Source organism: Phaeobacter cretensis (assembly GCF_047372505.1).
GTDB classification, from domain to species: domain Bacteria; phylum Pseudomonadota; class Alphaproteobacteria; order Rhodobacterales; family Rhodobacteraceae; genus Phaeobacter; species Phaeobacter cretensis.
Genome location: NZ_JBKBEU010000001.1, coordinates 2,879,150 through 2,892,482 on the forward strand (window position 1 = coordinate 2,879,150; position 13,333 = coordinate 2,892,482).

12 protein-coding genes are annotated in these 13,333 nt (G+C 55.4%); 3 read left to right on the plus strand and 9 right to left on the minus strand.

Going from position 1 to position 13,333, the window contains the following annotated elements; translation table 11 throughout:
- Positions 1-27: 27 nt before the first annotated feature.
- Positions 28-1,572, minus strand: a complete 1,545-nt coding sequence (locus tag ACEWZM_RS13705; protein ID WP_414006961.1) for an alanine/glycine:cation symporter family protein — start codon at positions 1,570-1,572, stop codon at positions 28-30.
- Between the two features lie 19 nt (positions 1,573-1,591).
- Positions 1,592-2,026, minus strand: a complete 435-nt coding sequence (locus ACEWZM_RS13710; RefSeq protein WP_414006962.1) for a universal stress protein — start codon at positions 2,024-2,026, stop codon at positions 1,592-1,594.
- A 148-nt stretch (positions 2,027-2,174) separates the two neighbouring features.
- Between ACEWZM_RS13710 and ACEWZM_RS13715 the strand changes: the two genes are divergently transcribed.
- On the plus strand, positions 2,175-2,630 hold the full coding sequence (locus tag ACEWZM_RS13715; protein WP_414006963.1) for an Lrp/AsnC family transcriptional regulator: 456 nt from the start codon (positions 2,175-2,177) through the stop codon (positions 2,628-2,630).
- Positions 2,631-3,022: 392 nt separating this feature from the next.
- Here the strand turns inward: ACEWZM_RS13715 and ACEWZM_RS13720 are convergent, their stop codons facing one another.
- On the minus strand, positions 3,023-3,985 hold the full coding sequence (locus tag ACEWZM_RS13720; RefSeq protein WP_414006964.1) for an NAD(P)-dependent oxidoreductase: 963 nt from the start codon (positions 3,983-3,985) through the stop codon (positions 3,023-3,025).
- A gap of 219 nt (positions 3,986-4,204) precedes the next feature.
- Positions 4,205-5,248 (minus strand): LacI family DNA-binding transcriptional regulator, encoded by a 1,044-nt coding sequence (locus ACEWZM_RS13725; protein ID WP_414006965.1) that lies wholly within the window; start codon positions 5,246-5,248, stop codon positions 4,205-4,207.
- A 95-nt stretch (positions 5,249-5,343) separates the two neighbouring features.
- Between ACEWZM_RS13725 and ACEWZM_RS13730 the strand changes: the two genes are divergently transcribed.
- On the plus strand, positions 5,344-6,528 hold the full coding sequence (locus ACEWZM_RS13730; RefSeq protein WP_414006966.1) for a phytanoyl-CoA dioxygenase family protein: 1,185 nt from the start codon (positions 5,344-5,346) through the stop codon (positions 6,526-6,528).
- A gap of 12 nt (positions 6,529-6,540) precedes the next feature.
- On the opposite strand, the gene iolG is transcribed toward ACEWZM_RS13730, so the two are convergent.
- From iolG to iolD, 5 genes are read right to left on the minus strand one after another with little or no spacing between them, the layout of a single operon-like run.
- Entirely contained in the window at positions 6,541-7,527 is a 987-nt protein-coding gene (iolG, locus tag ACEWZM_RS13735; protein WP_414006967.1) for an inositol 2-dehydrogenase, read from the minus strand.
- Positions 7,521-8,360 carry a class II fructose-bisphosphate aldolase gene (locus tag ACEWZM_RS13740; RefSeq protein ID WP_414006968.1) on the minus strand — a complete coding sequence of 280 codons (840 nt, stop codon included), beginning with the start codon at positions 8,358-8,360 and terminating at the stop codon, positions 7,521-7,523. Before ACEWZM_RS13740 ends, iolG begins: the two co-directional genes overlap by 7 nt.
- Positions 8,357-9,214, minus strand: a complete 858-nt coding sequence (locus ACEWZM_RS13745; protein ID WP_414006969.1) for a 5-deoxy-glucuronate isomerase — start codon at positions 9,212-9,214, stop codon at positions 8,357-8,359. The genes ACEWZM_RS13740 and ACEWZM_RS13745 overlap by 4 nt, the downstream gene beginning before the upstream one ends.
- A gap of 13 nt (positions 9,215-9,227) precedes the next feature.
- On the minus strand, positions 9,228-10,220 hold the full coding sequence (gene iolC / locus ACEWZM_RS13750) for a 5-dehydro-2-deoxygluconokinase (protein ID WP_414006970.1): 993 nt from the start codon (positions 10,218-10,220) through the stop codon (positions 9,228-9,230).
- Positions 10,220-12,094: a 3D-(3,5/4)-trihydroxycyclohexane-1,2-dione acylhydrolase (decyclizing) gene (gene iolD, locus ACEWZM_RS13755; RefSeq protein ID WP_414006971.1), complete on the minus strand. Its 1,875-nt coding sequence runs from the start codon at positions 12,092-12,094 to the stop codon at positions 10,220-10,222. Before iolD ends, iolC begins: the two co-directional genes overlap by 1 nt.
- A gap of 117 nt (positions 12,095-12,211) precedes the next feature.
- Here iolD and ACEWZM_RS13760 point away from each other — a divergent pair, with 117 nt between their 5' ends.
- Positions 12,212-13,315: a Gfo/Idh/MocA family protein gene (locus ACEWZM_RS13760; RefSeq protein ID WP_414006972.1), complete on the plus strand. Its 1,104-nt coding sequence runs from the start codon at positions 12,212-12,214 to the stop codon at positions 13,313-13,315.
- Positions 13,316-13,333 lie beyond the last annotated feature (18 nt).

The following is a 13,333-nucleotide window of genomic DNA, read 5'->3' on the forward strand; positions in this document are numbered from 1 at the left end:
CTACCAATTGCAGCCGGGTCTTTTGTCTTATTGGTATTTCTTGATTTCACCGATTTTCAGGCGCGCCATGTAGCTGTTCAGCTCGCCTTTTACGATGGGCATCAGGAAGTAAAGCGCCACGATATTGACCACCGCCATAGCAAAGATTGCGGCATCAGAGAAATCGATGACCGGGCCAAGGCTAGCGGCTGCGCCGACAATGACAAACAGGCAGAAAATCACCTTGAATACCAGTTCTGTAGTCTTGCCTTCGCCAAACAGAAACGTCCAAGCCTTGAGGCCGTAGTAGGACCAGCTGATCATGGTTGAGAAGGCGAACAAGATCACAGCGATGGCTAGTATGTACTTGAACCAACCGAACGATGAAGAGAACGCTGCAGAAGTCAACGCCACGCCTGAGTTGCCATCAACGGTCTGAATTGCGCTCCCTGCCTCGTTCAGCACATAGAGCCCGGTTTCAGGATCACTGACCAGCTGACCAGTGATGATGATCACCAGGGCTGTCATGGTGCAGATGACCACGGTGTCGATGAATGGCTCCAAGAGTGAAACAAACCCTTCGGTGATCGGCTCTTTGGTACGCACCGCTGAGTGGGCAATTGCTGCTGAACCAACGCCCGCTTCGTTCGAGAATGCGGCACGTTTGAAGCCCTGTATCAGAGCGCCAACCATGCCACCAGCAACGCCAAGACCAGTAAAGGCACCATCGAAGATCTGGCCGAAGGCCCAACCGATTTTGTCAAAGTTCAGCAGAATGATCACGAGTGCGGTCAGCACGTAGAGCACACCCATGAACGGCACCACTTTTTCCGTGACGCTGGCAATTGACTTCAGGCCACCGATAATCACTGCGAATACGACACCAGCAAAAATGACGCCGGTGATCCAGCCGGGATAGTCGCCCAACACATTGGTCAGCTGCGCATGTGCCTGATTAGCTTGGAACATATTGCCGCCGCCCAAGGCTCCGAGGATACAGAAAATCGAAAACAGAACCGCCATGAATTTGCCGCCTGGCAAGCCTCGCGCGGCAAAGCCTTTGGTCATGTAGTACATCGGGCCACCAGAGACGGTGCCATCCGGGTATTCATTGCGATATTTTACGCCCAGCGTACATTCGGTGAATTTAGACGCCATGCCCATTAGGCCTGCAAGGACCATCCAGAAGGTTGCCCCCGGTCCACCGATCCCTACCGCAACAGCAACGCCGGCAATATTACCAAGGCCAACTGTGCCTGAAAGCGCTGTTGCGAGCGCTTGGAAATGGCTGACCTCGCCCGCGTCATTCGGGTCTGAATAGTCGCCTTTAACCAGCGAGATGGAATGCGGGAAGGCACGGAACTGGATCAGTCCAAAATAGATGGTGAAAATTGTTGCCGCAACCACCAGCCACGCCACGATCCACGGAAAACTGGTTCCAGGAAATGGGCTGAAGATGAAATTGACAAACCAGCCGGTGGAACTGGCAAACAGCTCATTGACCGTTTGATCAATGGACTGTGCCATCAGTGGGCCCGATAGCGCAAAGGCACCGGGAACGGCGAGCACAGCCGCTTTGGATAATATGTTCATGATGACCCCCGTCGATCAGTTATGGGACTATGGTAACCGGTACCGGTGCGGCCTGTGCCAGGCTGCCTGCTACGGAACCAAAAAGGCGCGACGACAGTGCAGAATGGCCTGTGCGTCCGATCACGAGATGGTTTGCACCTTCGGATTTGGAAATTGTCACAAGCACTTCAGCAATGTTGCCATATTTCACGGTCGCAGTGACGTTCACGCCGCTGGTTTCCAGGTCTTTTAACAGCGGTTGAATTAGCGCTGTATTTGCGCGTTCCAGCTCTTCTGTACGTCGCTTGTGGCGCTCTTCCAGCTCAGATGCAGAAAGAAAAGAATACGGAGACCACTCCAGAACATGCGCGACAACGATGCTGCCGCCCTGTGCCTTTGCCACGTCCAGCGCAAAATTTAGCGCGGTGCGCGCGCTCCTGCTGCCGTCGTAGCCTACTACGATTTTTGAGGCCATCTGCCCCTCCTCTTGGTTAACGTCATCCCTGCAACGAAGTGTCTCAATTTTAGCGCGCACTTGATAGGAAAGGTTATCGATTTCCTTGCATATCAGGAATATTTCGGAAAAATATGTGGGTGAGTTTCCTTGTTTGGGAAAATTTCCGATGGATTCGCTTGATACCCGTATTCTTTCCGCCTTGCAGCAGGACGGTCAGTTATCAATGGCTCGCCTATCAGAAAAAGTAGGGTTGTCTTTGTCCGCGTGTCACCGCCGTGTCAAGCTGATGGAAGCCAATGGTATGATCGAAGGATATGCCGCCCGGCTCGATCGAAAAAAAGTCGGTCTCGAGCTACAGATTTTCATCGAAATCAAGCTGGTCAGCCAGCAGCGTGAGAGTATTAAAGCCTTTGAGAGTGCGATTGCCCATATGCCAGAGGTGTTGGAATGTCATCTCATTTCGGGGGAGTTCGACTATCTGATGCGGGTAGCTGCGAGCAATACAGAGGCCTATGAGAACCTCTATCGTAATCGATTGTCCGAGATTCCATCGGTTGCCCAGATGAAGACGTTGCTGGCAGTATCCACGGTAAAGGAATTCCGCGGCTATCATCTGGGCTAAGCGTGGTCAGCCTCGCGGCTCGGCGCAACAGGGCCAAAACTGCGGCGATAGCATCTGTGCCCGACTTACCCGTCAGAGCAATCTTGATGGACCGTATGTCCAATATCTCGCAGTTGGCTGTCTCAGCCTACTTGAGAATTCCACATTCTAAATGCAGAGCAATATAGCGGTATCAGCTGGCACGCGGGGTAAATGCTGCCTGAAGGAGAGGCTGACGTCCCTACAAGTGCTTTCCAGAATACGAACTTTCGTCGCGCAATTCAGGACATTCAAATCTGGGGAACCCTATACGCGTGGAGCGAGAAGTCTGAACAGTTCATTGGTGATTGACTACTGTAAAGAGGTGGAGGGCGGTGATCCGCCGCTCCACCTTGTTACGTCGTAGGTTCCAATTAGATTGTTGCGCTATCTCGACCTGTGGGGATGACCTCGTATCCGGGCTCTTCCGGTTCATCATCAGTCATTTCGGGCGGGAAGCCGGGAGCAGTAATATCCAGCCCTGTTGCTTCCTCAAGGCGTTTGATGATGTTTGGCGACAGTTCCCGGCTGCCAAAACGGGCTTCCCCATCCTTAAGGATCTTTATCATCAAAGGATTGATTTCCAGAGGCACATCATGGCGGTCTGCGACGGCCTGAAACAGACCGATGTCCTTGGACACGAGGTCCATGGTGAAAGAAATGTCGCGCGATCCATTCAGGATCACCTGACTCTCGGTTTCATGTACGAAGGAAGTGCCCGAGGAAATTTTGATCGCTTCATAGGCGGTATTGAGATCCATGCCAGCGGCTTTGGCGGTCACCAGCGCTTCGCAACAAGTCAGTAGATTGGCCGTTGCCAGATAGTTGGTGATCACTTTCAGAACCGAAGCTGAGCCAATTGGCCCTGTGTGCAAAACGCGCCGTCCCATGGTCTTTAGCAGTGGTGCGACCCGATCAAAGGTGCCGCGATCACAACCCGCGAAGATTGAGATATTACCGGTATCTGCGCGGTGACATCCGCCTGAGACCGGACAGTCGACAGTCGCTCCGCCTGCTTCGGCGACCAGAGCCCCAAGGCGTTTGACCTCGGCCTCGTCTGTGGTGGACATCTCCATCCAGATTTTGCCGGGGCCGATCTCTGGTAGCATCTGCTGCATAACCTGGTCGGAGGCGGCAGGCGAGGGCAAGCAGGTGATGACAACGTCACAAATGCGCATCAGCTCTGCAGGATCTTTCGCGGCCGTTGCACCAGCCGCGGCTGAATTGTCCACCAGCGTTTCGTTCAGGTCATAGACGCTAAGGTCAATCCCATTGCGCAGCAGGCTGCCGCTTAGTTTCCCGCCTACGTTCCCCAGGCCAATAAATCCAACTTTCATGCCACTCTCCCTGTTGGCTATTTCGGGAAGCATTCCAAGAATGATCCCAAAGAGGAACAATAATCGCATCGCTTCGGATGAAAAAATTGGCTTAAGCGATAAAGGATGCCGGTGATGGGTTTCACGGGCCGATGCAAAAGGTCATTTGCGGCTAGGACGGGATGTTATGCGTCAGCACCGGAGTTTCTGAACGGTCCGGAAATTTTTGGAGTTATGCCGCTAGGGTTGAATTTCTGGGCAGTCGAAGGGCGTGACCACTGATATTCGGCTCTGAGTCGGCGACGGAAGAGAACTCAAGACACGGTTGGCATGCAACAAGCTGAGGAAAGCGTTTCTCATGTCACTGGCGATATCATGGTGCAAAACCACCGTGACCTTGCCCTGACGCATCATGATCAGGTTCTCGTTGTCGAGATCATGCGCGACATAGGCACACGGATGATGGTTGAATGCTTCCAGCTGTTCCGAAATGGCGCGGTTTGCGCCACCCATCGAATAAACACCAAGGATGGGCCCCGTGCATGGATCCGACAGCCGCTCACGGACCAACTCTTCGGTCTCCAGAGCCAGACCTGCACCGGCGGTTAGGGTGATCAATCGTAGATCAGGGCGGCGTTCGGAAATCTGGCGCTTGAAGCCGCGCCAGCGTTGATCTTCGCCGTGAAAGGCCATCTGGCTGAGAGTGGTTAGTATAGTCGCATCCGTCGGTAGGTCGTCTGGCAGACATTTGTCGATCATATAGGCTGCGGATTGGCCGGCTGCGTAATTGTCGGGTCCGCAATATGCGCGTCGGGCACCGTCAGGCAGATCAGTAAAAACACAGACGACGGGAATGCCGCTGTTGTGTAACTGTGCCACCGCCGCATTGATTTGCGGCAAATCACGCGCCTTGAGCACCACTCCATGGCTGCCGCGTTTAGTGATTTTCCGTAGGATCGTAACGCAGTCGTCGGCGGGCATAATCTGCTGAAAGCGATAGCGGGCACGGATCACCGCTGGGCCAATTGTCGGCAAGACGGCTTCAGTGGCCTGCCGAATTTCCCGACTGAACCGTTCTGGAGCCTCAACCACGACATCAAAGTAGAGCCGTCGTCCACGTGCTGACAGCTGTTGCTCCTGTCCCTCCAGCTCGGCAATGGCCGCGACCACCCGCGCCTGGCTGCGTGCGCTGGCATTTGCACGCCGGTTCAGAACACGGTCAACGGTCGCTGTGCTCAGACCGGACTGCTGGGCGATATCTTTGATCGGGAAGCGATGGCTCATTGATGTATTTTTGATGGATCTGATCGCAGACGACAAGAGGGCTGATTGGCAGTCTGTGGGTGACACTGAAAACTACGTGAACAGGATGTTTCCCGATGCCAGACACTCAAGATTTGACCGAACCCGCGTATTTCGAGGCAGAGCGCTGTGATTTGAATGATTTCACAGCTTTGACACAACAAGATTTGGACGCGCGTCACGTCCCGCTGGCGGCTGCTATAGAGAAGAAAATACCAATTTATGAAATGGCCGCACTTCGCGAGATGCTGAGTGAAACAGGCGCGCGTCGGCGATTGATGGCTGAATGGGCACATGGGCTACGACATGGGGCGGGCGTTCTCATACTAAAGGGCGCCTATCAGGATGTTTCGCCAATTGATGCGGCCAGCGTGGTTTATGACCGTATTATTGCTGATGAAAAACAATGGAATGGTGGTGGTGCGGATCACTTTACCACTGCTGGATCCAATGACCGGATCTGGAATTCCCTGCAAAAACTCTGTGACGCTGCGCCTGATGTATTCGCGCGCTACTTTGGAAATGTTGCCTTGGCCGCAGTCTGCGAAGCATGGCTGGGGCCAAACTACCAGATGACGGCGCAGGTCAATCTGGTGCGTCCTGGCGGTGCTGCGCAGCAGGCTCATCGTGACTATCACCTTGGTTTTCAAACGGCTGAAATATCAGCCCAGTATCCGGCTCATGTTCATGATCTTTCGCCAGCGTTGACCTTGCAGGGGGCGGTGGCACACACGGATATGCCGGTCGAAAGTGGCCCGACCAAGCTATTACCCTTCTCGCAGCTATACAGTGCGGGCTATGCCGCTTGGCGTCGCGAAGATTTTCGCGCGTACTTCGAGGAGCACTGTGTGCAGTTGCCTCTGAGCAAGGGCGATGCGGTGTTCTTCAATCCGGCGTTGTTTCACGCGGCGGGTGCCAACCGATCCAGGGATATCCAGCGCATGGCTAACCTGCTTCAGGTGTCTTCAGCATTCGGGCGGGCGATGGAGACGGTGGACCGTCGCGGCATGTCGGAACGTCTCTATCCGGTGCTGGCCGAACTGAACAGTAAGGAGGCAATGGCGAGGGCAGAGCAAGCAGCCGCGATTGCGGCCTGCGCCGAGGGATATTCGTTCCCATCCAATCTGGATCGCGATCCGCCAATGGGTGGTCTGGCGCCGCAAACGCAGGCTGCATTATTTCATCAGGCGCTGGCCGAGGATTGGACGTCTGATCGCTTCACTGCGGCACTGGCGGCACAGGAAACGCGCCGCCAGGCTTGATAATCCCTTCGCTTAGAGCGCGACAGGTGCGCCAGTCTCGAGTGACTTCGCAGCGGCATCGGCCAGCATCTGAGCACGCAACCCGTCGTCGATACTGGGCGACGGGGCTGTGCCGGTCTGAACCGCATCGACAAAACGAGCCATTTCGTTGCGATATGCGGCTTCGTAGCGTTCAAGAAAAAAATGCTGTGCGGGTGCTGTTTGAAAGCCACGCCCTCCAGCAACCTCCACAGTGTTTTCCAGGATATTCGCGGCGCGAAGCATCCCCTTTGATCCATGAACTTCCACGCGTTGATCATAGCCATAAGTGGCCCGGCGTGAATTGGAAATCTGACAGATCTTTCCGTTTGCTGTGGTCAGGGTGACCGCAGCAGTGTCGACATCGCCAGCCTCTCCAATCGCTGGATCAACCAATGCCGATCCGACAGCGAAGACCCGCACGGGTTCTTCGGCTAGGAGAAAACGAGCCATGTCGAAATCATGGATCATCATGTCCCGAAACAATCCGCCCGATGTCTTTATATAGCTGATAGGCGGAGGGGAGGGGTCGCGCGACAAAATCGATACGATCTCGACATCACCAATTTCGCCTGCCCGCAAGCGCTGCTGGAGATTGGCAAAGTTTGGATCAAACCGACGGTTGAAAGCCGTTAGGAAGGCGACACCTGCTTCAGCCACCACTTTTTGACAATCGCGGATGCGGGCGGCGGACATATCGACTGGTTTCTCGCAAAAGATCGCCTTGCCGGCAGACGCCGCCTGATGGATCAGGTCGTAGTGTGTATCGGTGGGGGTACCGATCACGACCGCATCTACATCGGCGCTTTTAATCAGGTCCGAGGCGTCATGCACGTTAGCGTCGATCTTGCTGGCCAACGCATTGGCTGCCTCGGGCATTGCGTCGGCGACGGCGCTAACGCGAACCCCGTCCAATTGTCCGACAGATCGGGCGTGGACCTGACCGATGCGCCCGCAACCAAGAAGGCCGATATTCAACATTTAGTCTCTCCCTTAAAGGCGCGAAGAACACGGCGCGCTGCAGCTACGACCGGGTCATGTGTTTCGGACAGGATGCTCACTCTGTCGAACCGATCCGGATCGCTGTTCACAGCGTTGCGCATCGCGGCACCAAAGGCCATGCGCAATTCCGTGCCAATATTGAATTTGCAGACGCTGGATTGCCGTGCCAGCATGATACGTTGCGCCACAGGTACGCCGGAACCACCATGAATGACCAGCGGTACCTCTGTTATGGCTTCAATGGCGCGAATGCGATCAATGTCCAAACCGCCTTCCTTGTCTTGTTGCAAGTGCACATTCCCAACAGATATCGCCATGGCATCCACGTTGGTTTCCATTGCGAAGCGGCGCGCTTCATCCGGGTTCGTACCAGCAGAGCTTGCGCCGCCTGAGTACCCGACAAAGCCAATTTCACCTTCGCAGGAAACGCCCGCAGCATAGGCCATTTCTACAATGGCCGCAGTTTCGGCGATGTTCTCGCCCAGAGCTTTGCGCGACCCGTCAAACATCACCGAAGTAAAGCCGCTTTCGATTGCGATCCGGCAGTCCTCCAATGTGTACCCATGATCAAGATGCGCCACCACCGGTACTGATGCTTCTTCAGCTAAGTGACGGAACATTTTGCCCAGGATTGGTAGGGGCGTATGGGCACGGCAGGACGGGCCTGCCTGTAGGATGACCGGCACACCCTCGACCTCAGCGGCCGCCACATATGCCCGCATGTCTTCCCAGCCCAAGGTCACCAGCCCGGCGACAGCATGGCCATCGCGCAAGGCCGGTTGCAGGACTTCAGCAAGAGTTGCAACGGTCATTTGAACTTGGCCACCATGTCTTTGATGCCGGGGATCGTTTCAACCTGATAGGCATGGGTCGGCTGAAAATACTGGATCAGGCTGCGTTGGCTCAGGCCACCCAGGATGGTGAAGTAATACATCTCATAGCCGGGCATTACCGCGCAGGGGTGATAGCCCTTGTCGATCATAATCGTCGACCCATCCATCAGCTGATAGGCGTCGCCGGGTTTGCCTTCTTCGCGTTGTAGGATCTGTACGGCCGAACCATGGTTGGGGCGGAAGCGGAAATTATAGGTCTCGTCATGGCGGGTCTCGATGATGGTGCCATCAGCATCTTTGCGGTCGGTGTCATGTTTATGCGCGGGGAAACCGGACCAGCCACCCTGACCGACGGTAAACAGTTCTGACACTAGCAGGCGTCCGACCTTTTCGTTCTGTTTCTGTCCAAGGATGTGCTTGATCTTGCGGTGGGTCTTGGTGTCGTCGGACCCGTATTGCACCAAGTCGATATTGTCCGCGCGGACATCAAAAGGCTCCAAGACCTTGTCGTATTTCGCCCCGGCGATGAATGTCTCCGTGGCGTCCGTGATGCAGGTGATCGATACCTTGGCACCGACTGGGATATAGACACCTTCGGGTTCGCCGCCCCATACATCGGCAGTTCGATTGCCGATACCCGCATAGCTCAGGCCTTCGACTTCGATATCAACAGTGCCCGTCGCCGGTACGATGCAGGTTTCATAGCCAGGCACCTGGTATTCGAAGCTCTGGCCCTTGGTGAGTTTGACGATGTTAAAATAGTTCAGGGGCACCAGTTCATTGTCGGCATCGACGATCGCTTTGTTCTGATTGTCATGGGGGGCGATATGCATTGCGGGGGTCCTTTCAGATTTCGGTGGCACCGGGGTGCGCGGCAAGAAACGCCTCCAGCCCGGCAAGATCGGGCATGGCAGGGGCGCACCCAGGTTTAGCCACGACTACGGATGCACAGGCAGAGCCTCGCAAAATGGCGTCTTGCATAGTGCGTCCTTCGGAGAGTGAGGCAAGGAAGCCGGCCATAAAACTGTCACCTGCGCCCGTGGGTTTCAGCGCTTCGACGGGATAGATGCCGGTACGGATCTCCTGACCATCGGCAAAGGTCACAGCGCCCAATGGTCCCATTTTGTAGACGACGATAGACGCGCTGGTCTCTGCAAGTGTCCGAGCTTTAGCTAGCCCTTTGTCAATGCCACCAGCCATAAAACCGAATTCTTCATCATTGCCAACGATGATATCGGACATTGCACCCGCACGGGACAGCACATCAGCAGCGACCTCAGGTGAGGGCCAACTGTAAGGGCGGTAGTCAACATCAAAGATGATTGGCAGGCCGGCAGCACGGGCCAGTTCGAATGATCGGAACGTCGCACTGCGCGATGGCTCAGCCGCGAAAACGGTACCAGCGGTGATCAACGCGCTGTATTGTCTGTAATCTACGGCCTCAATGTCTGCGATCGTCATCTGAAAATCGGCGGCATTGTTACGGTAGATTACACTCTGGTGGTCTTCTACGCGGCTTTCATAGACAGCAAGCGAGGTTCGGTATTCGCCTGTGATGCGTTTCACGTGAGTCCGGTCAACGCCATAGTTGTCCAATTGGTTCAGGCAGTACCAACCCACAGCATCATCCGAGACGCTGGTGACAAGCGCTGCACTACATCCCATTCTGACCAGTCCCGCGGCAATGTTGGCGCTGCTTCCCCCCATCGCGACCATCATGTCCGTAGCATCCCGAGTGGCGGTGCCCGTCGGCGTTGGGCAAAGATCCATGCCGACGCGACCGATGACCAGGAAATTGCGAGCCGACAGATCGGTATCTGCCTTCGTTGCGGTACTCATTATACGCCCCGTCGCTGTTTGCTGCGGCTGGCTTCCCACTCGACATGAGCATCCAGCACCTTTTGGTCATTGGTGACATGAGGCGTGCCGACCTCCCACCAGGCGTGACCTTCGGTGGTCCAACCCTCATAGGCATCGACCTTCATCACGATCACCGTGGTCCGGTCATTGTTGCGGGCGCGTTTGAAAGCCTCGCCCAACTCGCCTGGGTTGGCGACTGTTTCGGTGATCGCACCCATGGAGGCTGCATGGCTGGCAAAATCGACGCCAAAAGCATCGGGAATGGTTGGGCAATCCTCAAGCAGATTGTTGAAGCTGGCATTGCCGGTATTGTTTTGCAGCTTGTTGATGACTGCGAAGCCACCGTTGTCCAACACCAGAATGATCAGTTTTTTCTGGCTGAGCACGCTGGAATAGATATCTGAGTTCAGCATCATGTAGGAACCATCACCAACAAAGACCACTGTATCACGGTCTGGCTCACGCTCGGACTGGGCAATGCGAGCCCCCCAGGCACCGGCAATTTCATAGCCCATACAGGAAAAGCCGAATTCCACATCCACAGTTCCGGGTTCCAAAGTTCTCCAGTTCGCGGTGACCTCGGCAGGTAGCCCGCCAGCAGCGGCGACTACGCGGTCTTTTGGATCGCATAGCGCATTTACGATACCGATGGCCTGCGCATAGGAATTGGGACGATTGTCACCGTAGGACACATTGTCAGCGACATAAGCGACCCAACTACTGCGCTCCTCTTGGGCGCGGGCGACCCAATCAGAGGGGGCTGAATAGTCATCGCTTGCTGCACCAAGGTCCTGAAGAGCGCGCTGGGCGTCGCCTACAATCGGGAGTGAACGGTGTTTGCCTGCGTCGTGGCGTGCCGCATTTATCGAGATGAATTGCGCATCCTGTGCAAATGCGGTCCATGAGCCGGTGGTGAAGTCTTGTAATCGCGTGCCGACTGCAAGGATGACATCCGCTTCGGCTGCGATCGCGTTTGCGCTGTCCGAACCGGTCACGCCGATCGGGCCGATGTTCAGGGGGTGAGTGTCGCGCAGGTTCGCACGTCCTGCGATAGTTTCAACAACGGGTATCTGATGGGCTTCGGCAAAACGGGTCAATTCTGCCACTGCGCGGCTGTATTGAACGCCACCACCGGCGATGATCATCGGACGCTTGGCTTCACGCAAAGCTACGGCGGCATCAGAAATTTCGGCAGCATCTGGCGTTACACGGCGAATGCGATGGGTCTTCTTTTCAAAGAAAACCTCAGGATAGTCATAGGTCCAGCCCTGCACATCCTGCGGCAGGCCAAGGAACGCCGGGCCGCAGTCACCCGGATCTAGCATAGTTGCGATGGCGGCTGGTAGGGATTGGATGATCTGCGCTGGATGGGTGATACGATCCCAGTAGCGCGACACCGGCTTGAACGCGTCATTCACACCAAAAGTTGGATCATCGAAATTCTCCATCTGCTGCAATACCGGATCCGGCAGGCGGGTCAGGAATGTATCGCCGCACAGCATCAACATCGGCAGGCGATTGGCATGGGCTAATGCGGCTGAGGTTAGTAGATTGGATGTGCCCGGGCCCGCACTTGCTGTGCAGAACATAAACCTCTGGCGCAGCCATTGTTTGGCATATCCGGCGGCTGCAAAGCCCATGCTTTGCTCGTTCTGACCGCGATACAGTGGCAGCGCGTCGCGGGCCTCATAGAGGGCCTCGCCAAGGCAAGTGACATTGCCATGGCCAAAGATGCCAAAGCCACCTCCGCACAGACGCATCTCTTCGCCATCAATTTCAATGAACTGATTGGTGAGCCATCGGATAATGGCCTGAGCGGTTGTCAGTTTTATTGTTTTTGGCGGCGTGGTCATAGGCTGGAATCCCTGGGTGGTCGGTGGTCGGAGCGATTTCATCTTGCGAGATGTCGAATCCCAAGATACAAGTTTTGCAACCGGTTGCAAATCGAATTTCATGGGTGGGAGGCCAGAATGACCGAAATCGGCATTGGAATTCTTGGTGGCGGCTATATGGGCAAGGCCCACGCTGTGGCCATGGCTGCAGTGGGGGCCGTGTTCAACACCTCCTTGCGCCCGCGTTTGGAAATGGTCTGCGCTTCAACTCCTGACAGTGCCGAGCGGTATCGGCAGTCCTATGGCTTTCTAAAGGCCACTGATGACTGGCAGGTCTTAGTGAATGACCCCAATGTAGAGGCAATTGTTATTGCGACACCACAGAGCACGCACCGCGCGGTCGCAGAGGCGGCTTTTGCTCTCGGAAAGCCCGTGTTTTGTGAAAAACCTCTTGGGGCGTCACTAGCCGATAGCCGTGCCATGGTTGGTGCAGCACAGGCATCGGGATGTCCAAATATGGTTGGGTTTAACTACATCCGCACCCCCGCCAGTCAATATGCACGTCAGCTTGTCGCAAACGGTACCATCGGAGATGTTACTTGGTTTCGAGGCGAACACACTGAAGACTTCTACGCTGATCCGGAGGCCCCTGCGACCTGGCGGACCGAGGGTGAAGCCAATGGCACGATGGGGGATCTTGCGCCACATATGATCAACGGTGCTATGGCATTGATCGGCCCAATTGCTGAGTTGATCGCCGAGGTGGAGACCGTTCACAGTGATCGACCCGGCGGGCGCGTTACCAATGATGATCAGGGCCAGTTGATGTGCCGCTTTGCCAATGGTGCAATGGGGCAGATGTTTTTCAGCCGGATCGCTACGGGGCGAAAAATGGGTTATGCCTATGAAATAACGGGAACAAAAGGCGCGATCCGATTTGACCAGGAAGACCAGAACACACTCTGGCTTTATCTGAGCGAAGGAGACGACGCTACGCGAGGGTTCAGCAAGATCCTGACTGGTCCAGCGCACCCTGATTATCTTCCGTTTTGCCAGGGCCCCGGCCACGGCACCGGATATCAAGACCAGATCCTGATCGAGGCACGGGACTTCCTTCGCGCGATCGAAACACAGACACCGGTTTGGCCAACATTTGAGGATGGAATGGCCGTGAATCAGGTGATTGCCGCAGCCATGACCGCGTCTAAGACACGGTCGTGGCAAACGGTATCAACGTATTAAGCACTTAAGAAAGCACTG

What these genes read in the sequence shown, in the direction of transcription:
- ACEWZM_RS13730 (WP_414006966.1), top strand. Translation starts at nt 5,344, where the DNA reads ATGCCAGACACTCAAGATTTGACCGAACCCGCGTATTTCGAGGCAGAG.
- iolD (WP_414006971.1), bottom strand. Translation starts at nt 12,094, where the DNA reads ATGACCACGCCGCCAAAAACAATAAAACTGACAACCGCTCAGGCCATT.
- iolC (WP_414006970.1), bottom strand. Translation starts at nt 10,220, where the DNA reads ATGAGTACCGCAACGAAGGCAGATACCGATCTGTCGGCTCGCAATTTC.
- ACEWZM_RS13715 (WP_414006963.1), top strand. Translation starts at nt 2,175, where the DNA reads ATGGATTCGCTTGATACCCGTATTCTTTCCGCCTTGCAGCAGGACGGT.
- iolG (WP_414006967.1), bottom strand. Translation starts at nt 7,527, where the DNA reads ATGTTGAATATCGGCCTTCTTGGTTGCGGGCGCATCGGTCAGGTCCAC.
- ACEWZM_RS13745 (WP_414006969.1), bottom strand. Translation starts at nt 9,214, where the DNA reads ATGCATATCGCCCCCCATGACAATCAGAACAAAGCGATCGTCGATGCC.
- ACEWZM_RS13740 (WP_414006968.1), bottom strand. Translation starts at nt 8,360, where the DNA reads ATGACCGTTGCAACTCTTGCTGAAGTCCTGCAACCGGCCTTGCGCGAT.
- ACEWZM_RS13720 (WP_414006964.1), bottom strand. Translation starts at nt 3,985, where the DNA reads ATGAAAGTTGGATTTATTGGCCTGGGGAACGTAGGCGGGAAACTAAGC.
- ACEWZM_RS13710 (WP_414006962.1), bottom strand. Translation starts at nt 2,026, where the DNA reads ATGGCCTCAAAAATCGTAGTAGGCTACGACGGCAGCAGGAGCGCGCGC.
- ACEWZM_RS13705 (WP_414006961.1), bottom strand. Translation starts at nt 1,572, where the DNA reads ATGAACATATTATCCAAAGCGGCTGTGCTCGCCGTTCCCGGTGCCTTT.
- ACEWZM_RS13760 (WP_414006972.1), top strand. Translation starts at nt 12,212, where the DNA reads ATGACCGAAATCGGCATTGGAATTCTTGGTGGCGGCTATATGGGCAAG.
- ACEWZM_RS13725 (WP_414006965.1), bottom strand. Translation starts at nt 5,248, where the DNA reads ATGAGCCATCGCTTCCCGATCAAAGATATCGCCCAGCAGTCCGGTCTG.